Consider the following 21,334-nt stretch of genomic DNA (forward strand, 5'->3'; position numbering starts at 1 on the left):
CTAATATACTGATCGGTATAAATATAGTCAGGGGCCCACCTGATAGTCAACGACTTATGTATCGACTAGTATTTAAATAATTCTGGAGGAGATCCGATATGGCACAGATGGGACGCCCGCGCACGTTTGACCGCGACGTGGCAATCACTCAGGCACTGCATCTGTTTTGGGAACATGGCTACGATGCGACGTCTCTCAGCCAATTGAAGGCGAATATGGGTGGGGGCATTACCGCGCCTAGTTTTTACGCCGCTTTTGGTTCGAAACAGGCCCTGTTCAATGAAGTCATCGAACGCTACCTCGCCACTCATGGCAGAGTCACCGACAGCCTCTTTGATACGGCCCTGCCGCCCAGGGCGGCAATTGAGCTCACGCTTCGTCAGTCAGCCAAAATGCAGTGCGAGCCGGATCATCCCAAGGGGTGTCTGGTGGCGTTGGGCCTTATGAGCGCCTGTTCAGAGGAAAGCAAGGCCATCTCTGCACCACTCTTGCAGGCGCGCAACCTGAATCGCGCGGGTATCGTTGCCTGCGTCCAGCGTGCCATTGCCGCAGGGGAGCTGCCCGAAACGCTGATACCGGAAAATCTCGCCGCCGTGTTCGACAGTTTTCTTCTGGGCTTGTCTACACTGGCTCGCGATGGTGTTGCTCATGCCACACTGGATGACGCAGTGACTCAAATAATGGGACTGTGGGATAGCCTGCGCCGTGTTGCCGCTGCTCAATGACCCTCCACCTGCGCTTGCGGGTTACGCCTTGACAGGTTGTACCTGGGCGTGTGACGGCAAAATCCTCACTAAATCTTTCGGAGACGTTCATGCTTCGCGCGTTTGAAAAGTGGCTCGACCCATTCCCGCCCGACGAGGTGCCACCGCCTCCTGATGGGCTTGGGCGGTTTCTCTGGGCCTGCACACGGGGTGCCCGCGGCTATATCCTCACACTTGCGCTACTCAGTGCCGGTGTATCGATTTACGAAGCCTGGCTGTTTTCCTTCCTTGGTCAGGTCGTCGACCTGCTGTCGGCCTGGCAGACCGGCGGCGATGCGGCGTTACAGGAAAGTCGCGTGCTGTGGGGCATCGGCCTGGTATTACTGACCAGTATCGGGCTGGTCGCGTTGCGCACGATGGTGCAGCACCAGGTACTGGCGATTAACCTGCCTTTACGGTTGCGCTGGGACTTCCATCGGTTGATGTTGCGGCAAAGCCTTTCTTTCTTCTCCGATGAATTCTCCGGCCGCGTCACCACCAAGGTGATGCAGACGGCGCTGTCGGTGCGCGAGGTGCTGTTCACCCTCATCGAAATCGCCCCCGGGATCGGGGTTTACTTCATTGCGATCATTGCCCTGGCAGGCGGCTTCGACCTGAAGCTGATGCTGCCTTTCATTGCCTGGGTGGCATTGTTTGGCCTGGCGATGATGTATTTCGTACCCCGCTTGGGCAAAGTCGGACAGGAGCAGGCCAACGCGCGGTCGTCGATGACCGGACGTATCTCGGATGCCTACACCAACATCACGACAGTGAAGCTGTTCTCGCACTCCAGACGTGAGGCGCATTTTGCGCGTGCTGCGATGGAAGACTTCAAACTCACCGGCTTTCGTCAGATGCGTCTGGTCAGCCAGTTCGAAATCGTCAACCAGGTGTTGGTGGTCGCGTTGATCATGGGTGCAGGCGGTTATGCCCTATGGATGTGGCATCAGGGCCAGGTCGGTACCGGTGCCGTGGCGGCGATTACCGCCATGGCGTTGCGCATCAATGGCATGTCGCACTGGATCATGTGGCAAATGACCTCGTTGTTCGAAAACATCGGCACCGTACAGGATGGCATGGCGACCTTGACCCGCGGCCCCAAGGTGCAGGATGCGCCGAACGCGACGACGTTGGTCACCACTGGAGGCGCGGTAACCTTCAACAATGTGAGTTTCAATTACAACGGCGAGCGCCAGGTGCTCGATGCTCTGAACCTGACCATTCGCCCGGGTGAAAAAATCGGTCTGGTGGGGCGTTCCGGTGCCGGAAAATCAACGCTCATCAACCTGCTGTTACGCTTCTACGACGTGGACGAGGGGACGATCAGCATCGACGGGCAAAACATCGCGCACGTCACTCAGGACAGCCTGCGCAGCGCAATCGGCATGGTCACTCAGGACACCTCCCTGCTGCACCGCTCCATTCGCGACAACATTGCTTATGGCCGCCCTGACGCGACTGACGCGCAAATCCGTAGCGCGGCGGTCAGTGCCCAGGCCGACGGGTTCATCAGCCAACTGAGCGACAAGCAAGGCCATAGTGGTTACGACACGCTGGTGGGCGAGCGTGGTATCAAGCTCTCGGGTGGCCAGCGTCAACGCGTTGCCATTGCCCGGGTGATGCTCAAGAACGCCCCGATCCTTTTGCTGGACGAGGCCACGAGCGCGCTGGACTCGGAAGTCGAAGTGGCCATCCAGGAAAGCCTCGATGACATGATGAAGGGCAAGACCGTGATCGCCATTGCCCATCGCCTTTCTACAATTGCAGCCATGGACCGACTGATTGTCATGGATAACGGCCGCATCATCGAACAAGGCTCTCACACCGAACTGCTGAGTAGCAATGGCACCTATGCACGACTGTGGCATCACCAGAGCGGTGGATTTCTGGGAGAAGATCAGGGTGTAGCCGAAGACGTGGACCACGTATGAGACTGGGCGGTCCGGATTGAGCGTCGCCGCTCCTGACCGCCCGCCACGACCCGGCAATAACAAAATAAATGAATGCATTTTCAGTAAAAATATAATTATTATTTGAGCATGATCAAAGAACTGAAAACATTCATAACCGTGGCCAGAGAAGGCACCTTTGCGGCTGCCGGCAACAAGGTCGGGCTCACCCAAGCCGCCGTGAGTGCGCAAATGCAGCGTCTTGAGGCCGAACTGGGTGTCGAACTGTTTGACCGAAAAGGACGTTCAGCGCAACTCAGCCGAATGGGCCAACAGGTGCTGTTACAAGGTCAGGACCTGGTGCGCCAGTTCAGCAACCTGGGCACGGCAACGGTAGGATTGCCTGCTAGCGTATTAGTCACTATCGGCGCGATTGCCTCTGTGCAACGCTCGTTTCTGCCGCAGGCGCTCGCTCGATTCCATCAGCGGTTCGCAGCATGCAGGACGCGTGTCATTCCGGGTCTCTCCATGGATCTGGTCAATCAGGTAGACGCTGGCGAGATCGACATGGCAGCGATCATCCGCCCTCCCTTCTCGCTGCAGAGCGACCTGCGGTGGACGACGCTGGTACGTGAACCCTATCGCCTGATCGCCCCTTCCGAAATGCCGGGAGATGACTGGGCAGAGCTGGTGTCTGCTCATCCATTCATCCGCTACGATCGATCCTCGTTTGGTGGCCGTCAGGTTGACCGGTTCCTGCGCCAGACCCATGTCTCGCTGCGCGAAGTCTGTGAGCTCGACGAACTGGATGCAATCATCAAACTGGTGGCCAATGGAGTTGGTGTAGCGTTGGTTCCGGAAACGGCCAGCAGTCAGGAATGGCCCGCCGGTGTGCGCTCCATTGATTTGCAGCAACACACTTTTCATCGCGACATCGGGCTGGTGCATCGTGCCCGTCGCAGTCTGACCGAGCCTGTGAACGCGCTGGTTCAGATGATCAATGAACAGGCTGTCAACACTCACTGATTCATGGGCTTCCTGCTCATCCTGGAAAGCCTGACGCAACGTGGTTTGCGTCAGGCTTTTCACTATTTTGCGAACAGCTGGCTCATATCCTTGAACGCCTTGAACTCAAGCGCATTACCGCATGGATCAAAGAGGAACATAGTGGCTTGCTCACCCACCTGCCCTTTGAATCGAATGTAGGGTTCGATGACGAACTCCGTGCCGAAAGATTTCAGGCGTTCGGCCAAGGCTTCCCATTGCGCCCATTCCAGGATGATGCCGAAGTGCGGAACCGGTACGTCGTGACCGTCTACCGGGTTGCTGTGGACGCTTTCTTGAGAAGCGGTTTTCGGATGTTCATGGATGACCAGTTGGTGTCCGTAAAAGTCGAAGTCGACCCACTGCTCACTGGAGCGTCCTTCGGAAAGACCAAACACTTCCCCGTAAAAGGCACGTGTCGCAGCCAGGTCGTAAACTGGGATTGCAAGGTGAAAAGGAGAAAGGCTCATCAGGACTCCGATTGCAGTTTTTATGGGTGCGCAATGCCGGGCAACACTCGCTGTCCGACAACTTCATCAAGGTGCATTCATCCTAGAGCCGCTCGGCACTAAAAAAAATCAATATTATTTTAAAAAAAACACAAATAATTTTTGTGCATGCTGCACTTGTTGCGAGGATTGATACAAACCGCTTCCAGAGTGCCCTGACCGACTCTGACCTGCCAAGATGGCCGCCAAAACCGCGCGGCCCGCTCACATCGCCCAGCCGAACGTGATGGCAGTCAGCGCCAGGTAGCGCAGGCCTTTGGCAAGTGTGACGACCAGGAGAAAACTCCAGAGCGGCTCCCGCATGATGCCTGCGATCATGGTAATGGGGTCACCGATGACGGGCACCCAACTGAACAGAAGCGCCCAACGCCCATAACGTTTATAGGTACTCTGGGCCCTGTCGAGGTGACGCTCGCTGACAGGAAACCAGCGCCGGTGCCGAAAGTGCTCGATTGAACGGCCCAAATACCAGTTCACCACAGAGCCCAGAACGTTGCCGGCCGTAACGATCATCAAGAGCAGTATCGTGGGGTAGTGCTCCGAAAGCAGCATACCCACCAATACAGCCTCGGATTGCAGAGGGAGAAGCGTAGCGGCACCGAATGCCGTAGCAAAAAGCCCCAGGTAGCTGGTTAGCTCGAACACCACGTCATCTCACGAGTACAGGCCGGTCCAGCCGTTGATGCCTACATATACACCGACGCAGATGATCAACACACTGGAAAGATACGGTGCCCGCCGAGCAGCAGCACTGAGCCAAGGGAGGCGGTTCGAGGCTTGTCGAGCCCCCATGGCGGCGGCAGCGCCCACGGTGACCAGGGTAATCGCGAGACCGAGGCTGAAGCAGAGCACCATCGCAGCGCCGAGGGTGACCTGCTTCACCTGCAGGCACAGCAGCAACACGGTAATGGCTGCCGGGCAAGGAATCAGGCCCCCGGTCAAGCCAAACATCAGGATCTGGCCGTTGCTGACTTCACGGTGGGTGAAACGCTTGCGGATGTCGTTGGCGTGGGCCTTTTCATGAGCGTCCTGATAACCGTCAACGCTCAGACTCAATCCGTCCAGATCACTGTGGCCATGGCTGTGCTCATGATCGTGCTGCTTGAAGTCCAGGTCGTAGTCGTGGCTGTGACCTGCATGACCCAGGCTGAGCCGGGCGCTGAATTCATGCGGCTCCGGAATAGAGTCTTGCGACTGGAGAAAGCCGTCCTGCTGCACGAATCGGAATTGCTGCATCACACCGTTCGGGCGAGCGGTATGCAGCACGACGTCATCCGCGCTCCAGCCGTTTCCAGATAACGCTTTGAAACGCCAGTGTGGCGGTACGTCCTGTTCAAAAATCGACAGTTCGACGCAACCGTGCCCTGTGTCGATACGGCGTGTCTCATCATGGCCATGATGGTCATCAAGAGCACGTTCTTCACGTTCGACGTTGTAAACCTGCTCACCACGCCAGGTGCGCCATAGCATCCATACGGCGATAGCGATAATCAGCACAGCAGATGCAAGCTGGAAGTACGGTTCTGTCGTTTGAGGATCAAGCCCCTGCCCCAGATACATTCCTGCCATAGCGACCAGCCAGACAACAGCGGTATGCGATAGCGTAGCGGCTAGTCCAAGCATCACCGCCTGCCTCACCGAGCCCCGGATGGCTACGATAAAAGCCGCCATCATGGTCTTGGAGTGCCCCGGCTCAAGGCCGTGCAATGCCCCCAGAAGGACAGCGCTGGGGAAATACAGCCAGGCATGGGAACCACCTTGCTGCAGCAACTCGACAAAATCCGGCATGCGAGACCTACAGGTATTTGGTGATCTGCTTGAACGCTTCCAGCGGTGCCCGCTCGCCCTTGGCAAGTGAACCTACAGTGTCTTCAAGGCAGTGATCGATATGATCCTGAATCAAGGTGCGTTTGGCCTGGCATACCGCTTTCTCGACGGCGTGCAGCTGCTGTGCGATGTCAACACACTCGCGCCCTTCTTCGATCATGGTGATGATGCCGCGCAAATGGCCATCCGCCCGTTTGAGACGCTTGACGACAGCCGCATGGGACTGGTGCATGGGGTCATGAGGATGATCATGTCCGCTCATGATTCAAGTCTCCGGTCTGAGTGATTCGAGTAGCACTCTATCCCCCCAGGGGGGATAGAGTCAAACGTGCTGCAAGTCGTGAAAAACTCACTGGACGACCAAAGGATTTGCGGAGTCGCTGTATCAACTCCGGCTTGGCGCATCCCTGCTGGTGAACGTGAACATGTCCACCAAACCTTTTGATAAAGCACTGACCTTGACCAGGCGCCTACTGCGGTGGCAAGCGCTTTTTGTAATCTTTTTAGTAAACGACCGGTCCACTATTTGGCGAAAGACTCAAGTAACACTACTGATCTGCTTGCCACCAAGTGATTGCCAAGGTTTACCATCAGTTCGAAGGTTAACCCGGCTGAAATGCGCCGATGCTGCACAGCGTCGGCGCGCTATTCACCAGAGGAAGATTCCATGTCAAAAGTTTTCGTCATCGGCGCAGCCGGAAAGGTCGGCCAACGCCTCGTAAAAAACCTGGCCGACAGCGGCCATGAAGTGATCGCACTGCACCGTAAGGAAGAACAATCGGCGGCACTCGAAGCAACTGGCGCCCTGCCCCTGCTCGGGAACCTCACCGAGCTGGATGCCCCTCGACTGGCCGGTTCGATGGCAGGGAGCGATGTCGTGGTTTTCACCGCAGGGGCCGGCGGCGCGGGCATAGAGCTGACCAATGCAATTGATGGCAAGGGTCTGGAGACCGCCGTTGCAGCCGCTGAGCTGGCCGGAGTACGTCGCTTCCTGTTGGTGTCGGCATTTCCTGAGGCAGCACGCGGTACAGACACCTCCGCTGGCTTCGAGAATTACATGCGGGTGAAAAAACAGGCCGATGTGTATCTGGCATCGTCAGCACTGGACTGGGTGATTCTACGGCCGGGCACCTTGATCGATACTCCGGGTAAAGGTGAGATCAGCGCAGGTCTGGCTATCGCCTATGGCGACATACCGCGCGATGACGTAGCCGCTGTCCTCGCTGCACTGGTCGACCGGCCCGAGATATCCCGGCAGATCATCGAACTGACTCAGGGCGCAACGCCCGTCGACATGGCATTGCGCACGCTGAGTCGGCATTGATGTGCTCCGCAAGCAATTAACCCAGCTCACTGTCCTTGATGTTGGCTATAGGGCCAAGGATGGCCGGATCGAAGTCGCGGATTGCGCCGCCTTCGAGCAACCGTCGCGGCAGATCCGGGTTTGCCAGCGCACCCTTGCCCACGGCAATGATGTCTGCACCCTCGCGCAGTACCTGCCCGGCTTTTTCCGGGTCGTGCAGGCCACCGTTGGCGATCAGCGCAACATCCGGGGCGTAACGACGGGCCAGTTCGATCAGACTGGCTTCACCCGGAGCAAAAGCAGGCTGCCATGCCTGGTGTTCCGTCACATGAATGTAATCGACTCCGGCATCCGCCAATGCGCCGAAAATAATCTCGGCATCGCGTTCGCCTCCCGCCCATTTGTGTTGAAAGTCGTTGACCTTGCCTTGTGACAGACGCACGCCTACCGGCGCCTGCCCGGCCACCTTTTTCACTTCGGCAATGACCTCAAGCGTCAGGCGCAGACGCTGCTGAACGTCACCGCCCCATTGATCGGTACGCTGATTGCTGTATTCCGTCAGAAACTGATCCAGCAGATAACCGTTCGCCCCATGAATCTCGACACCGTCAAAACCCGCCGTGCCGATGGCCAGTTGTGCGGCCCTGGCGAAACTTTCAATGGCATCGGCGATATCGGCGTCACTCATTGCCTGCGGAACCCGATAGAGGCCTTCGCCGTAATAGAACGCCATCTGTTCGCCTTTTGGACGGATGGCCGAAGGCCCCGCCGTCTCATTGACGAAGCGATTTGCCTGGCTGAGAGCACCCGCGTGCATGATCTGTGCGATCACGGCACTGCCATGCCGATGAACGGCATCGGTAGTCGCACGCCACGCCACGGCCTGCTCGTCATCGGTGATGCCTGGCTGATGCGCATATCCTTGGGAAAAACTGCGGTCGGTATAGTTTCCCTCAGTGATAATCAGACCAAAACCGCCCTTGGCAAACCGTTCGTAATATCGCGCCATGGCGTGTGTGGCGCAGCCCTGCTCGGTCGCACTGACGCGTGTCATGGGCGCTAGCGCAAACCTGTTCTTGAGTTTCAGCTGACCAATGTCGAATGGGGCTGTAACGTGTTTGTTTATCTCGCTCATACTTCAAACCTCACCGTGCAGGTCGCCTGCGAATAGCCCGCAGTAGCAGGCATGACCGGTAAGACGGTAAGTGCTGTAGCAGCCCATTGGAACCCAGCCGTTCGGATAAGGCGCTTTAACGGAAATGGATAGAATCTGTGCAAATTTCTGACATCGAGGTGTTTGCCGCCATTGCATCCTGCAGGAGCCTGTCCGAAGCGGCTCGTCGACTCGGTTTATCTCCCATGGCAGTTTCCAGACGCCTCGCGGCACTGGAAAACGATCTGGGTGTGAGGCTCGCTCACCGGACAACCCGCTCGGTCTCGCTGACTCCGGAAGGCGAGGTTTTTCTGCCCCACGCCAAGACCATGCTGCACGCCAGTGAGACCGCTCGGGCTACACTGAAGGCCGATACGAGCTCCGCCAGCGGCATTTTGCGGATCACAGCACCCAGCGTTTTTGGTCAGACAATCATTATGCCGCTGCTGCCAGTATTGATGCGGGAGAACCCGGCCCTGAGTATCGACCTGACGCTGTCGGACAGTATCGTGGACATTGCCGGACTGGGCATCGATGTCGCCATCCGGATTGCCACCCTGCGTGACTCGGCACTGGTTGCCAGGTCGCTGGCCCCCAACCCGCGGGTGGTGTGTGCAAGCCCCGACTACCTGGCACGTCACGGCAAACCTTCAGTACTGGACGAACTCAGCCAGCACCCATGCATCGCCCTGCATGCAATGCCTTACTGGTCGTTCACGCGAGACGGCGAACCTGTGGCCATTCGCGCTCAGGGCCCCTTCTCTGCCAACAGTGTCGAAGCCGTCCGCACGGCATGCAAACAGGGCCTTGGGCTGGCCATGCTGACCTACTGGGATGTTCAGCAGGAAATCAGCCAAGGCAGCCTTCGACAGCTCGACTTCGACGATGTGATTCCCGAACAGTTGTCTGTCACGGCAGTGCTGCCAACACGCCAGCGCGTTCCTCACCGGGTGCGCCTGTTCGTGGACCGGCTTGAAGCAGAACTCAGGAACAAGGCAGGCTTGGCGGAGGTTATCACCAGAAGACCGTCGCAGGACGTCGATTGATATTCGTCACCGGCTTCTCGGAGCAGCGCGTTACCGCGTTAAAAGAGATTCACCCGTGAGGTTGCGCGCTTGAGAGCCTGCGATCCTTTGCCTCATTACGTCAGGTGCTCTGCCCACATGCCTGAGACGTGGCAGTCAGGTATGTCGACGCCGACATACCTGACTTTTACTGGCCGCGCGATCAGGGAACGACTCTAAAAGCGTACTTAGCGATAGTGTCGGCATCGAGCCTGTCCCTGTTCATCGGATGTCGGGGCTTGCCAGCCAGAAATTGCGCAAGTTTTTTCATATCCATAAACACCAGATCCTTGTTTTTCGTCTGGCTGTAAGGCTCCGATGTCTCCGTCGAATGACCCGCCAGGCCGATCACCTGCTGATCTGCATCGGTCAGCGACAATGGCTCACCAAAAAGGCACTGCGTCGCGTCGTCCGGGTGATGATCTGCCGCATCCTTGAAGCCCGGATTCTGGGATTCGGCATCGGCCTTCGAGATCGTACGCAGTTGATTGAATTGTGAAAGTATAGGGTCCCGGGCTGCGCGGATATCGGCCACCACTGTCGCCCGAGCTGCCGGGTCGGTTATGAACGCTGCGACGACGCTGCGTACCCCTACCCCAGGGTTCAGGTTAAGTAAACGCATTCCGTAAGCCACATTACTTTCGTGATCCTCCCGCTCCGGCATGACCCGCAATGTTGCGTCACGTGTGCTGCCTGGTCGCCTGGCGGCGGTCGGCGCAGGCACGGGAATGGCTGGACGAGGCGCTGGAGTATCCTCGGTACGTGGCCCCAGCATTCGGCTCAGCGCAATATTCAAATTCAACAGAGGGTTTTCCACGAGGCTCTCCGTCGAGTCAATACTTGGACTGATGCCCACGCTCTGCAACGCACGCGCCATATCAGGGGGTATAGGACGGCGGCTCATTATATGCCTTCCCAGGGCAGCGCTCAGGCGCTCCATATTGATGCCCTGTCGAGCCAGTCCCTGCAGCGCGGCGTCGGCCTCACTATTGCCACGATTACGCATCGCAGCCCTGTCGGGGCGCGTGGGTACCTGGTTGACGCGTGGCGGGCTCCTGTCAACCCGCACCCGAGAGGTCGATGCGCTCGATGCGCTCGACGACCCTGCCTGGTTAGGCGCCATCAGCCGGGCGAACCGTCCGAATAATGACCGCTGGCTACTTCCCGAAGTTGATTCCGTAGCGATGGGCGACGCCGGCGGCCGCGCTGGCGAACGTTCTGGAGTCCTTGCTGGCGCTGACGCAGCCTCCTGTCGGCGAACCTCTCGATGGAGGGCCCCACGGAACTCCCTGGCGAGCTCTGTGTGGCGGTTGATTCCATGCGCCAGCATGTCAGGGAAATGCTCAAGCAAGATACGCTGTTCGGCTCGAGAAAAAGCAACCCCGTCGCCATTCATGGCATTGCGGAACATGATGCGAGTATGGGAAAGATCGGCGCCCGCACTGATCAATTGCTGAACGATGCTATTGGCGTGTGCCACCGCCCCAACGCGCGGTGCGGAGGCATTCCCGGCAGGATTGGCAGGTGCCTGCGGCGTGCGTCTTGTCTCTGCACCTGCACGTGGCGCTGCCTCATCGGCAGACGCCCGCGACCTGTCGCGCCCTTCAGGCTCTGCCGTTTGCGGCATCCCCTGCTCCAGCCACTCTCTGGTTTCGCGCGACAGCGGTCTGGATCGTAAAAGCCTTTCACGTCGATCTTGCGCCTGCGATGTGGGCGCGTTCGAGGAAGTCGATGGTGCCTGCGGACTGTTCGAGGAGCTGGCACCGCTGCTGGATCCGCGTGCACGCCCTGAGGTTGGCTCCGGGTCTGTGTGACCACCAAAGTAAGCGCCCGAGGGTCCTGCTCTGTTGATACCCACCATATGCTGATCCTCTCCGGTCTTCTGGATGCGGGCCAAATCACCCACAAAATCAACGCTATGTGGCCACCGATCAGGAACGAGTTCCCTGGCACTCTTCCCTAAACGTCCTGCAGACGCACGACACAGAGGTTTAGCCCTTCGTAAAAATACCTATCAAGCATAATAAATAAAAATATAAATCATAAAATTCTATATTAGCTTAGAAGAAAAAAGAATTTTACAGCGCATGATCATAAGAATACGGTCTTAAAAAATCAGCGTTGACGCGCTGTGCACGAATTGAAGAGGACCTTCCATGCGCCGTACCAGACCTTCGACACTCACAAATGGATTCGCGACTCGGAGGACCCTGCGATGACCGGACGCTCTGTCCTCGTGCGCCTGCTGTTCGCTGTCGTCACAGCCCTGACCCTGTTCGGCTGCTCGCCCTCCGGTCAGGACGGCCAGGCAAACAAGACGCTCAAAATCGCCTTTTTCAGAGACAACACCACGCTGGTCAGCCTCGACCCGTTTCAGGTGTACTGGCTGGAACATCGGGTGGTGCTTCGTAATGTCGCCGAGTCTCTCACCGACCAGGACCCGCAAACTGGCGCGATTATTCCGTGGCTGGCCGAACGTTGGGAGGTCAGTGAAAACGCGCTGGAATACACCTTTCACCTGCGCAAGGACGTAACGTTCAGCAATGGCACGCGTTTCGATGCGCAGGCAGTAAAGACCGCCTATGACACCAACAAAGCGTTCGCCGATCAGTTGCCGGCCACCTTTGGTGCCACCTATCTGAAGGGCTACGACCACGCTCAGGTGCTGGACGAGTTCACCGTCAAACTGGTGCTGGCCAAACCCAATGCCGGTTTCCTGCAAGCCACCTCTACCACCAATCTTGCCATTCTCGCCCCGCAGTCCTACACGCTCAGCGTCAAGGAGCGCTCATTGGGCGCGATCATTGGCACCGGGCCGTTCGTGCTGGAGCGCTACACCCCTGAAAGCGGTTTGCGCCTGATCAAACGCAAGGGCTACGCCTGGCCATCGGCCAACGCGCAGAACAAAGGCGAGGCACATCTGGATGCTGTCGAAGTCAGCTACGTGCCGGAAGAAAGCGTACGCAACGGCCAGTTCGTTCAGGGCCAGGTCGATATCCTCTGGCCGCGCAATCCGTTCTCCGAGGTCGACCTGAACCTGTTCAAGTCCAAAGGAGCGACCATCCAGAGCCGCTCGCTGCCAGGACCCGCACTGAATATGTACCCCAATACCCGTGGCAATCGCATCCTTGCCGACCGCAATGTGCGTCTGGCCCTGCAAAAGGCCATCGACCGCAAGACCTACGCAGCCGCAGTCTACAACCCGCAATTCCCGGTGGTTTCAGGCATCTACGATGTCACCACGCCGTTTTACAAAAGCCAGAAAGACAAACTGGTGTACGACCCTCAAGGTGCCGAGCGTTTGCTTGACGAGGCTGGCTGGGCGAAAAATGCCGACGGCTATCGCTACAAGGATGGCAAACGCCTGAAACTGACCTACAACCTGTCGCCTGCCGAGACCGCTGGCGATGTGCTGATCCAGGATCAGCTGCGCAAGGTCGGTATCGAGCTCAAGCTCAACGTGGTCACCACCGCCGAGTGGGCCGCGAACAATGCTGCGGGCAACTACGACCTGACGTCTACTTACATGACCCGCGCCACCCGATCATCCTGCAAACCATCATCGATCCGCGCAGCGCCAACAGCTCGACGCTGGCAACCAACCTGTACGCTCCGCAAACACTGCCAAAGGCTCTGGAGCTATTCGATGCAGGGCTGACCGCCACACGCAGCGAGCAGCGCGCCAAAGCCTATGGCGACTTGCAGGACCTGTTGATCGACGAAGGTTCGGCATTCCCGATCTATGAGCGGGTCTGGCAAGCCGCAACCGCGAAAAATGTGCGTAACTTCCACTGGACCGCCGAAGGTTTCGCGCTGTTCAACGATATCGAGACCACAGCGCCATGAGCCGCTATGTCCTTGGCCGGATCGCTCAGGCGCTGCTGGTACTCTGGGGTGCCTACAGCATCACCTATTTCATTCTGTATCTGCTGCCCGGCGACACCCTGTCGATCATGCTCAGCGCCTCGGGTGTCGAAATCGACTCCCTGTCCGCGCAGGACCTTGCTCAGGCCAAGCTCTATTACGGGCTGGACCGAGGCGTCTTCGAGCAGTATGTAGATCTGCTGTGGGGCGCGCTCCAGGGTGATTTCGGCAATTCGCTGACACTCAATCGTCCGGTTTCCGAGCTGCTGGCCGAGCGTCTTCCGCAGACCCTCGGCCTGGCCGGAATGGCCATTGTCTTATCACTGATCGGCGGCGTCGGACTGGCTTACCTCACCGCCTACGTACGCTGGCAGCCGCTGAAGGTCGCGCTGTCCCGACTGCCGTCGCTGGGCTTTTCGGTGCCTGTATTCTGGATGGGCCTGTTATTCATTCAGTTGTTCGCGTTCAGCCTTGGCTGGTTCCCGGCGACCGGCAATCAGGGCATTGCCAGCCTGATATTGCCCGCCGTCACGCTGGCGATCCCCAGCGCTGCGGTGTACGCCCAGGTCTTGCAGCGCGGCTTTCAAGGGGTCTGGAAAGAACCCTACATCATTACCGCTTACGCCAAAGGCCTGACCCGTGCGCAGGTGCAGGCCCGCCATGCGTTCAAGAACGCTGCATTGCCACTCCTGACACTGATCGGCCTGCAAGTGGGCAATACGGTGTCAGGTGCGGTGCTGGTAGAAACCATTTTCGCCCGCTCCGGAGTCGGTCGCCTTGCCCAGGAGGCCGTGCTGCGTCAGGACATCCCCGTGGTACTGGCCATCGTTGCGGTCTCGGCAGCGGCTTTCGTCCTGGTCAACCTGATCGTTGACCTTCTGTACCCCGCGCTGGACCCGCGCATCGCTCACACGCCAAAGGTCTCCTGACACCATGACTATTTTCGATAGCCGCCTTGCGCGCCTGACCCGACTTGTCGCTCCAGACCACGCCACTCCCGGTAAAACAGCGCCTGCTGCGCAGTGGCGGCGGCGCAGCAATCTGAGTCGCGCCGTGGAAGCGGCCCGTCCTCTGCTGCGTCGGCCGGGTTTTCTGCTGGCCGTGGCAATGGTCGCGTTTGCGTTGCTGGCGGCGCTGGCCCCCAGCCTGCTGAGCAGCTATGCACCTTACGCCACCTCGCCCACCGACAAGCTCATCGCACCAAATGCCGCGCATTGGTTCGGCACCGATGAACTGGGCCGTGATCTCTATACCCGCGTGGTTCACGGATCGAGCCTGTCGGTACAGGCTGCACTGCTCGCGGTAGGCATCGCCATGCTTGGTGGCCTGAGCCTCGGCGTGATTTCCGGCTTTGCAGGCGGGCGCATCGATGCCGTGATCATGCGTTTTATCGATGTTTTGCTGGCCCTGCCCGGTCTGTTACTGGCGCTGGCGATTGTCACCGCGATCGGTTTCGGCACCCTTCCAGTGGCCATCGCGGTGGGTGTAGGGATCATCCCCGGTTTTGCTCGTACCACCCGTGCCGAAGTGCTGCGGGTCAAGACGCTGCCTTACGTCGAAGCGGCGCGCCTGGGCGGTGCCAGCTGGACCCGAACCCTGCTGCACCACATTCTGCCCAACGCCTGGGGCCCGGTGGCAGTGCTCGCCACGCTGGACTTTGGCGCAGCGATTCTGGCCACTGCGGGACTGAGTTTCCTTGGTTTCGGTGCCGAGCCACCGGCTGCCGAATGGGGCACGCTGATCGCCAACGGCCGTCACTTCCTGATGACGGCACCCTGGGTGTCGCTGCTGCCTGGCCTGTTTCTGGTCGGTGTAGTGTTCAGCTTCAACCATATCGCCCGCACCCTGGAAGAGGTTCAACGATGACTGCCAGCTCGCAGCTGATCGACATCCGTCGCCTGAGCGTCGCCTATCATTTCGACGGTCAGACCAACCAGGCCGTGCGCAACGTGTCGTTTCAGGTAGCCAGAGGCGAAACCGTGGCGATTGTCGGCGAATCCGGGTCCGGCAAGTCGACGATGGCCAACGCCATACTGGGTCTGTTGCCGGACAACGCGACTGTCACCGGCGGCCAGTTGCACGTCGATGGTCATGACCTGAGCCACGCCTCGGAGCGAGAAAAACGCCGGATTCGCGGCAGCGTGATCGGCCTGGTGCCACAGGACCCGATGGTCAGCCTCAATCCGACCCTTCGTATCGGCCGGCAAATCGCCGAATCGCTGATGCAGGCCAATGGCCGCCGCTACCCGTCAGTCGACGCCGATGTGCTGGAGTTGCTCCAGCAAGTCGGCCTGGACAAACCCGTGCTGCGCGCCCGGCAGTACCCGCACGAGCTGTCCGGCGGCATGCGCCAGCGCGTGCTGATTGCCATCGCCCTTGCCGGCAACCCGCGCCTGATCATTGCTGACGAGCCGACCAGCGCGCTGGACGTGACGGTACAACGCAAGATCCTCGACCACTTGCAACGGCTGGTGGCCGAACGTGGCATTTCCCTGCTGATCATTACCCACGATCTTGGCGTGGCAGCCGATCGTGCTGATCGCGTGCTGGTGATGAAAAGTGGCGAACTGGTCGAAGAAGGTGCGCCACAACACATCCTCATCAACCCAGGCCATGCGTACACACGCGCGCTGATCGCTGCAGCACCTGCTTTTGGCCAGCGCAAGAGCCCGGTCGCGCCTCGCCCAGTCGCGAACAACGACACACCACTGCTGACTCTGAGCAACGTCGGCAAGACGTATCGTTTGCCATACGTCAAAGGTGAGGATGCAGAATTCCAGGCGTTGCAGGACGTCAACTTCAAGGTATATCCCGGCCAGACCCTGTCGATTGTGGGCGAGTCCGGTTCGGGCAAAAGCACCGCGCTACGCATTGCCCTGGGCCTGGAAAAACCGACACACGGGCGAGTGCTGTTTGAAGGGCGTGATGTCACAGACCTTGGCTGGCGGGAGTTCAGACCATTGCGACGGCGCATCCAGCTGGTGCAGCAAAACCCGTTTGCGGCCCTCGACCCGCGCTTCACGCTATTTGAAAGCATCGTTGAGCCACTGGTTTCGTTTGGTCTGCTGAAAGGTCGGGAGCTGGAACACGCCGCCCGCCAGTTAATCGAGCGAGTGCACTTGCCCGTGGCGTATCTGGACCGGTTGCCACGTGAGTTGTCGGGCGGCCAGCGTCAGCGCGTAGCAATTGCCAGAGCGCTGGCCCTGCAACCGGATCTGCTGCTGCTCGATGAGCCTGTTTCGGCGCTGGATGTCTCGGTGCAGGCGCAGATCCTCGACCTGCTGGCAGAGTTGCAAGCCGAATCCGGTATCGCCTATGTACTGGTTTCTCATGATCTCGCGGTGGTCGCCAGCGTCGCTCATCAGGTACTGGTGCTCAAGTATGGCAAGACCATTGAACAAGGCCCGGCCAGCGACGTTTTCGAGCGACCTGAAGCTGCCTACACTCAGGAACTGATTGCCGCGATACCTGGCCGTCGCCTGGAACTACAGACAGCGGCCCGGCAATAGATACCGGCCCGTTTTCAGCCGCCTATTTCAGGAAGATCATGAACAAAGCCCTCATCGCGTTAAGCCTCGCCACCCTCATGCTGCCCGGTATCAGCCAGGCTGCCTCGCCCGACGCGCACATCAGCGACGAGCAATACGCCACAGTGCTCAAGGGCCCTTGGCGAGCCAAGGAAAACAGCGCGCGCGACACCTATCGCCATCCACAACAGACCCTGCAGTTTTTCGGTGTGCGGGCCGACCAGACGGTCATCGAAATCACCCCCGGTGGCGGCTGGTACAGCGAAATTCTTGCGCCATTGCTCAAAGACCGCGGCCACTACATTGCGGCGCTACAGGCGCCCTCTTCCCATGAATCAAGCAAGCAGGCCGCAGACCACCTTAAAAAGAAATTCCAGGCCGACCCCGCACGTTATGCCAACGCCGGATTCGTCGAGTTCGACCCGCAAAAACCGGTGTTTGGCGCACCCGACTCGGCCGATCAAGTGCTGACCTTTCGCAACGTGCACAACTGGATCGAGGCCGACGATGCCCGGCAAATGTTTACCGGGTTCTTCGACGTACTCAAACCGGGCGGCGTGCTCGGTGTTGTAGACCATCGAGGCAACGAAGGCGCAGACCTGCAGAGCATCAAGCAAAGTGGCTACCTGCCCACCGCCTACGTCGTGAAACTGGCCACCGAAGCAGGCTTTGAACTGCAAGCGCAAAGCGAAATCAACGCCAACCGCAAAGACACCAAGGACTACGAGGCAGGCGTCTGGACACTGCCGCCGGCCTTGAAGCTGGGTGACAAGGAGCGCGCCAGGTACTTGGCCATTGGCGAGTCGGACCGCTTTACACTGCGCTTTGTAAAACCGGTCAAGACGGCAAGCCGGTAGGCGGCACTGCGCTACAAGCGCCTGGCCAACCGCTGAAAACACAAAAGCCCTGACGCGCAAACGTCAGGGCTTTTCATTGCCGGGCCAGTCGCAGCGCCTCAGCGCTGCGTGACAGAACCGATCAGCAGGTGCAGCACATCATCGGCATGCCGTTGCAGCTCATCATCATCGGCATGGCGCAGTCGTTCATCATTTTCATCATCAATGCGCAGCAGTTGCTCATCATTTCCATGCTCATGTCAGGCATCGGCATCATCATGCACTTCATGCAATCAGCCTCAACGGTGCAGGTCGTCATGCACTTCATCATCGGCATAGGCATGCCCATCGGCATCATCATTGGCATGTTCATGCCAGACATCATGTTCATCATTGCCATGCCGTCTTCCGACATGCACATCATCGACATGTTGCCGCACTGCATCATCATCGGCATGCCGCAGGTCATCATCATCGACATCATGTCGGCGCTGTTCTTGAACAGGGTCATGTCCATGCCTGCTGCCGGCTTCATGGTGCACATCATGCCGTCGGCCATCATCTCGCACTGCATGGTCGCCATCATCATGGGCATGCCCATCATCGGCATCATTGGCATGGCGTTGTTCATAGGCATCTGCATTGCATTGCATTGCATTGCATTGCATTCACCATGTTCGAAACTCCGTAATCGAAAGGGATGTCGAAATTCATGGGCGGATTCTAGAGATACGCAGACATGCCGCAAGACGCTGGTCAAACGGTCGAATTCAACGCTCGAGGCGCTTGATCCTCCATAAAAGCAGCATCCGACTCGTGCATCGCAGCGGCATCAATAGCTATAGCAGCTGCGCGTGACGCTGCAGCGTCGAGCTGATGACGATGGATATGCCTTTGGGATCTATCGATAAAACCAAAAGAAATAAACGGTCTAAACAGCTGCCACTTTGGTGAGCTAGAAACGCTGCAAGTTGGCCCCGCTTATTCTTTTTAGTCGCAAGAAGCGGTTTTTTATTATTTCAGTCCCTGCACCTGGCTTCTTATAGTGAGCCTTCACTCTGACCGCCGTTATGTGTCCCAAGGAATACCTGATGCCCGCACGTCTCCTGTTACCTGGCCTATTGATGCTGCTGGCCGGGTGCACCGCCACACCCGTTCTGCCGGTTCACACCACCAACCCGTCCAGTTCAACCCTGATGGGCGACAGCAGCCGCCCCGCACAGGCACAGTGGCTGCGCACCGAGTTGTATTTCTCGACAGGGTCGCTGTACGATCCGCAGCATCAGGTCAATCCCGCCCGATGGCGCGAGTTCCTCGACAAGGAAGTCACCCCCCGCTTTCCGGACGGCTTCACCGCATTCGATGCCTACGGCCAGTGGCGTGACAAAGGCGCTGCCCAGCCAGAGCGGTTGAGTACCAAAGTCATCGTCATCCTGCACGAGAACACAGCCAGCCATCGCGCAGACATCGAAGCCATCCGCCTGGCCTGGAAACGGGTGACGGGCGATCTGTCGGTGTTGCGGCTGTCGCAGCCGGCGGAGATTTCTTTTTGAGTGCTGAATGGCTGATTCGCCATTGAACGTCGCCTGTACCTGATCGGCCATTGCCTTACAGGTTCGGCGTTTGATTGCCCACGTGAGCGACGTCGGCCGCTAAGCGTACACAACCAGAATCACGCCAAAAAGCATGATGGTTAATACGGCCTCTTTTCTAGAAAACAACACGCCAATGACCACTTGGAAAATGACAGCCATCGCTACCGCCATACCTCGAAAAACCGATCGATTGCTGTCGCCAGGCTCCAGGGTCTCGGCTGACGAATAGTCTGGCAGCAGTGCGAGGGAGTCAGGTTCAAACCAGTCATACTGCGAGCCCTGGAAAAACGCATAGGCAAGCAGGCATGTAAGGTAGACGGTGTACGCGAGGAATCTGGTTAGGCACTTTCTTAATTTTATAAAATTCATATCATGAGCCGACTGAAGCGTTGCCAAGAATTGACAATGAAATTGCCATAACGAGTATCTCTTTTTATTTCCTCAAGCGACAAATCCATACCACGATTATAGCGAGCGCCTATAATCCTAACTTCATCCATTCCAATAGAATCGAACAGATCATGGTCGGCAAGCATGCGCAGATGCTTTGCGACTACATTGATATTGTACACATCGCGCTCAAGGCAGTTAGCCAGCCCCCTTAGCTGATCGGTATTCATATCGTCAGGGTTAAGCCCTAGAGTACGAGCTGCAGTACGAAGCTGTATGCTAACCCACCCGAAGCTTGTTTTTGCCGGAGGCACTGTCACGACTCTCGACGGAGTACCCAAATGGTCAAAGCTTCTTACCTCGAATGCGACTCTATCTATAAAATTCGGATCGCCTCCTGTTTCAATCCAGCACACCCCAGCCAACAGTTCTACAGGAAGTGAATACTCATCCGCCGATGCTCTAATGTATTGTTTATTGTGGACTAACCACGCATCTTTAAAACGCTGTATGTAGCCACGCCCACCAGCAAAGCGCTCAGGCACCAGCTTCCAAAAAATGACATCCAGTGCACCCCACACTGGACTATGGTTGGAATTCGTACTGCAAAAATCATTCATATCAAATCCTTGATACCTGACTCACCCGCACAAAATATCTGCATTGGAATTCGCGAAGATAAGCGCTTTACGCAAACGGCTTGTTTGCGACCCTGTCCCACCCACCGGAAACCATACCCGCGCTAGCACCGTCTGTACGACGCTGTTGAGAGTATTCAAATTTTATTCGGCCATAGTTCAGTGTGATGGACTCTACCGGCAAGCCCGCATGCTCTGCACCCCGCCCACTGAAGGTAGAGATTAAAACCTCCTCCATAACAATATCTAGGTATTTAAATTTCTCACTGCCAGCGCGATGCACTCGAAGCGTTACGGTTTTGATGTGCGAGCCTTTACAGCATAGTTCAAACAGCTTCGGCGTTGCGCGGTCTACATATTTACTGACCTGAAAATCTACAAGCGTCACACCGCCAGCGGATGCACCACCGCTTGAACTAGCAGAATGACTGATCGATTGCACCGCATCATAATGGTAGGATAATAACTCGATCCACCCCTTATGTTCGGCATCCACAGACTCACCTTCAATACCTTCCACTTTCATAAACGTATCAAATGACATGATGATTTCCTGATCTGAGATTTAAGAGAGCCCAACATACACAGACCTTTTCACCTGTTAAAAGGGCTCATCACTCGAGACCTTAACTTTCAGAATGCGCCGTCAGACTTTTATGCTCATGCAAGTAGGAAGTTCACGCCAGCAATGTAGTAATTATCTCACTCAATGTGTAAGAATTTTCCATTGCGCCGCAGCACCCCCAACAACCCGGCAAACCCTCCAGACTTTTGTTCTGCTCGACGAGCTACTATCCCCCCTTGCTACCCCAACCCCACCACGCTAACCTCCCCGCCGCTCGCTGCAAAACCAGCGGCTGGGTTTGGCGACCCAAAGAAAAGACAAAAATACGCACCATCGCAAAGCAACCGATTCTATCGGTCTGACTTTCGCGCTATGGCGGCTGTGTGC

At 57.6% G+C, this 21,334-nt stretch carries 20 protein-coding genes and 2 pseudogenes; 13 read left to right on the top strand and 9 right to left on the bottom strand.

The window, feature by feature from the left end; translation table 11 throughout:
* The first annotated feature begins 98 nt into the window (after positions 1–98).
* From ALO80_RS08980 to ALO80_RS08990, 3 genes are all read left to right on the top strand, one after another.
* Positions 99–725 (top strand): TetR/AcrR family transcriptional regulator, encoded by a 627-nt coding sequence (locus ALO80_RS08980; RefSeq protein WP_054987517.1) that lies wholly within the window; start codon positions 99–101, stop codon positions 723–725.
* An 89-nt stretch (positions 726–814) separates the two neighbouring features.
* Positions 815–2,674 (top strand): ABC transporter ATP-binding protein, encoded by a 1,860-nt coding sequence (locus ALO80_RS08985; protein ID WP_055008734.1) that lies wholly within the window; start codon positions 815–817, stop codon positions 2,672–2,674.
* Positions 2,675–2,782: 108 nt separating this feature from the next.
* Positions 2,783–3,658, top strand: coding sequence for a LysR family transcriptional regulator (locus tag ALO80_RS08990; protein WP_055008735.1), 876 nt, complete (start codon positions 2,783–2,785; stop codon positions 3,656–3,658).
* Between the two features lie 62 nt (positions 3,659–3,720).
* On the opposite strand, the gene ALO80_RS08995 is transcribed toward ALO80_RS08990, so the two are convergent.
* From ALO80_RS08995 to ALO80_RS09010, 4 genes are all read right to left on the bottom strand, one after another.
* Entirely contained in the window at positions 3,721–4,146 is a 426-nt protein-coding gene (locus ALO80_RS08995) for a VOC family protein (protein WP_055008736.1), read from the bottom strand.
* 243 nt (positions 4,147–4,389) lie between these two features.
* Positions 4,390–4,830 carry a YqaA family protein gene (locus ALO80_RS09000; RefSeq protein WP_055008748.1) on the bottom strand — a complete coding sequence of 147 codons (441 nt, stop codon included), beginning with the start codon at positions 4,828–4,830 and terminating at the stop codon, positions 4,390–4,392.
* A 9-nt stretch (positions 4,831–4,839) separates the two neighbouring features.
* Positions 4,840–5,973 (bottom strand): nickel/cobalt efflux protein RcnA, encoded by a 1,134-nt coding sequence (locus ALO80_RS09005; RefSeq protein WP_055008737.1) that lies wholly within the window; start codon positions 5,971–5,973, stop codon positions 4,840–4,842.
* A 7-nt stretch (positions 5,974–5,980) separates the two neighbouring features.
* Entirely contained in the window at positions 5,981–6,274 is a 294-nt protein-coding gene (locus ALO80_RS09010; protein WP_054987522.1) for a metal-sensing transcriptional repressor, read from the bottom strand.
* 100 nt (positions 6,275–6,374) lie between these two features.
* Between ALO80_RS09010 and ALO80_RS32490 the strand changes: the two are divergent.
* Together ALO80_RS32490 and ALO80_RS09015 are read left to right on the top strand one after the other, a co-directional pair.
* Positions 6,375–6,491: pseudogene (locus ALO80_RS32490) on the top strand (TetR/AcrR family transcriptional regulator); the annotation flags it as partial.
* Positions 6,492–6,679: 188 nt separating this feature from the next.
* A complete protein-coding gene (locus tag ALO80_RS09015) occupies positions 6,680–7,336 on the top strand; it encodes an SDR family oxidoreductase (protein ID WP_055008738.1) in 657 nt (218 codons plus the stop codon).
* A gap of 16 nt (positions 7,337–7,352) precedes the next feature.
* Here ALO80_RS09015 and ALO80_RS09020 read toward each other — a convergent pair whose 3' ends face one another.
* Positions 7,353–8,450, bottom strand: coding sequence for an NADH:flavin oxidoreductase (locus tag ALO80_RS09020; protein ID WP_055008739.1), 1,098 nt, complete (start codon positions 8,448–8,450; stop codon positions 7,353–7,355).
* Between the two features lie 137 nt (positions 8,451–8,587).
* Here ALO80_RS09020 and ALO80_RS09025 point away from each other — a divergent pair, with 137 nt between their 5' ends.
* On the top strand, positions 8,588–9,514 hold the full coding sequence (locus tag ALO80_RS09025) for a LysR family transcriptional regulator (protein WP_055008740.1): 927 nt from the start codon (positions 8,588–8,590) through the stop codon (positions 9,512–9,514).
* 181 nt (positions 9,515–9,695) lie between these two features.
* On the opposite strand, the gene ALO80_RS29320 is transcribed toward ALO80_RS09025, so the two are convergent.
* Positions 9,696–11,159, bottom strand: coding sequence for an E3 ubiquitin-protein ligase (locus ALO80_RS29320; protein WP_310886590.1), 1,464 nt, complete (start codon positions 11,157–11,159; stop codon positions 9,696–9,698).
* Here ALO80_RS29320 and ALO80_RS32295 point away from each other — a divergent pair.
* The 6 genes and pseudogenes from ALO80_RS32295 (at position 11,068) to ALO80_RS09060 (ending at position 17,780) form a co-directional block, all read left to right on the top strand.
* Positions 11,068–11,346 (top strand): hypothetical protein, encoded by a 279-nt coding sequence (locus ALO80_RS32295; protein ID WP_282959672.1) that lies wholly within the window; start codon positions 11,068–11,070, stop codon positions 11,344–11,346. The genes ALO80_RS29320 and ALO80_RS32295 overlap by 92 nt on opposite strands.
* A gap of 401 nt (positions 11,347–11,747) precedes the next feature.
* Positions 11,748–13,378, top strand: a pseudogene (locus ALO80_RS09040) (ABC transporter substrate-binding protein).
* The gene (locus ALO80_RS09045) at positions 13,375–14,325 is read left to right on the top strand and encodes an ABC transporter permease (RefSeq protein WP_055008742.1); all 951 of its coding nucleotides are present in this window, start codon (positions 13,375–13,377) and stop codon (positions 14,323–14,325) included. Before ALO80_RS09040 ends, ALO80_RS09045 begins: the two are co-directional and overlap by 4 nt.
* A 4-nt stretch (positions 14,326–14,329) precedes the next feature.
* Positions 14,330–15,262 (top strand): ABC transporter permease, encoded by a 933-nt coding sequence (locus ALO80_RS09050; RefSeq protein ID WP_083493211.1) that lies wholly within the window; start codon positions 14,330–14,332, stop codon positions 15,260–15,262.
* On the top strand, positions 15,259–16,905 hold the full coding sequence (locus tag ALO80_RS09055) for a dipeptide ABC transporter ATP-binding protein (RefSeq protein WP_055008743.1): 1,647 nt from the start codon (positions 15,259–15,261) through the stop codon (positions 16,903–16,905). The genes ALO80_RS09050 and ALO80_RS09055 overlap by 4 nt, the downstream gene beginning before the upstream one ends.
* A gap of 38 nt (positions 16,906–16,943) precedes the next feature.
* Positions 16,944–17,780: a class I SAM-dependent methyltransferase gene (locus ALO80_RS09060; RefSeq protein WP_055008744.1), complete on the top strand. Its 837-nt coding sequence runs from the start codon at positions 16,944–16,946 to the stop codon at positions 17,778–17,780.
* Between the two features lie 121 nt (positions 17,781–17,901).
* Here the strand turns inward: ALO80_RS09060 and ALO80_RS32495 are convergent, their stop codons facing one another.
* Positions 17,902–18,417, bottom strand: a complete 516-nt coding sequence (locus tag ALO80_RS32495; protein ID WP_083493212.1) for a hypothetical protein — start codon at positions 18,415–18,417, stop codon at positions 17,902–17,904.
* A gap of 433 nt (positions 18,418–18,850) precedes the next feature.
* Between ALO80_RS32495 and ALO80_RS09070 the strand changes: the two genes are divergently transcribed.
* Positions 18,851–19,312, top strand: a complete 462-nt coding sequence (locus ALO80_RS09070; RefSeq protein ID WP_055008745.1) for a DUF3574 domain-containing protein — start codon at positions 18,851–18,853, stop codon at positions 19,310–19,312.
* A 407-nt stretch (positions 19,313–19,719) separates the two neighbouring features.
* On the opposite strand, the gene ALO80_RS09080 is transcribed toward ALO80_RS09070, so the two are convergent.
* Positions 19,720–20,364, bottom strand: coding sequence for a hypothetical protein (locus ALO80_RS09080; RefSeq protein ID WP_007246277.1), 645 nt, complete (start codon positions 20,362–20,364; stop codon positions 19,720–19,722).
* 67 nt (positions 20,365–20,431) lie between these two features.
* Complete coding sequence (locus tag ALO80_RS09085) at positions 20,432–20,926, bottom strand: Hcp family type VI secretion system effector (RefSeq protein ID WP_055008747.1); 495 nt, start codon at positions 20,924–20,926, stop codon at positions 20,432–20,434.
* Between the last annotated feature and the right edge of the window lie 408 nt (positions 20,927–21,334).

This window comes from Pseudomonas caricapapayae, assembly GCF_001400735.1.
GTDB lineage: Bacteria > Pseudomonadota > Gammaproteobacteria > Pseudomonadales > Pseudomonadaceae > Aquipseudomonas > Aquipseudomonas caricapapayae.

Bases quoted from the DNA above. Each gene is read 5' to 3' on its own strand.
- ALO80_RS09060 (WP_055008744.1), top strand. From the start codon at position 16,944: ATGAACAAAGCCCTCATCGCGTTAAGCCTCGCCACCCTCATGCTGCCC.
- ALO80_RS09045 (WP_055008742.1), top strand. From the start codon at position 13,375: ATGAGCCGCTATGTCCTTGGCCGGATCGCTCAGGCGCTGCTGGTACTC.
- ALO80_RS08980 (WP_054987517.1), top strand. From the start codon at position 99: ATGGCACAGATGGGACGCCCGCGCACGTTTGACCGCGACGTGGCAATC.
- ALO80_RS32495 (WP_083493212.1), bottom strand. From the start codon at position 18,417: ATGCAATGCAATGCAATGCAGATGCCTATGAACAACGCCATGCCAATG.
- ALO80_RS09050 (WP_083493211.1), top strand. From the start codon at position 14,330: ATGACTATTTTCGATAGCCGCCTTGCGCGCCTGACCCGACTTGTCGCT.
- ALO80_RS08990 (WP_055008735.1), top strand. From the start codon at position 2,783: ATGATCAAAGAACTGAAAACATTCATAACCGTGGCCAGAGAAGGCACC.
- ALO80_RS29320 (WP_310886590.1), bottom strand. From the start codon at position 11,159: ATGCCGCAAACGGCAGAGCCTGAAGGGCGCGACAGGTCGCGGGCGTCT.
- ALO80_RS09070 (WP_055008745.1), top strand. From the start codon at position 18,851: ATGCCCGCACGTCTCCTGTTACCTGGCCTATTGATGCTGCTGGCCGGG.
- ALO80_RS09015 (WP_055008738.1), top strand. From the start codon at position 6,680: ATGTCAAAAGTTTTCGTCATCGGCGCAGCCGGAAAGGTCGGCCAACGC.
- ALO80_RS08995 (WP_055008736.1), bottom strand. From the start codon at position 4,146: ATGAGCCTTTCTCCTTTTCACCTTGCAATCCCAGTTTACGACCTGGCT.
- ALO80_RS09005 (WP_055008737.1), bottom strand. From the start codon at position 5,973: ATGCCGGATTTTGTCGAGTTGCTGCAGCAAGGTGGTTCCCATGCCTGG.
- ALO80_RS08985 (WP_055008734.1), top strand. From the start codon at position 815: ATGCTTCGCGCGTTTGAAAAGTGGCTCGACCCATTCCCGCCCGACGAG.
- ALO80_RS09055 (WP_055008743.1), top strand. From the start codon at position 15,259: ATGACTGCCAGCTCGCAGCTGATCGACATCCGTCGCCTGAGCGTCGCC.
- ALO80_RS09080 (WP_007246277.1), bottom strand. From the start codon at position 20,364: ATGAATGATTTTTGCAGTACGAATTCCAACCATAGTCCAGTGTGGGGT.
- ALO80_RS09020 (WP_055008739.1), bottom strand. From the start codon at position 8,450: ATGAGCGAGATAAACAAACACGTTACAGCCCCATTCGACATTGGTCAG.
- ALO80_RS09010 (WP_054987522.1), bottom strand. From the start codon at position 6,274: ATGAGCGGACATGATCATCCTCATGACCCCATGCACCAGTCCCATGCG.
- ALO80_RS09085 (WP_055008747.1), bottom strand. From the start codon at position 20,926: ATGTCATTTGATACGTTTATGAAAGTGGAAGGTATTGAAGGTGAGTCT.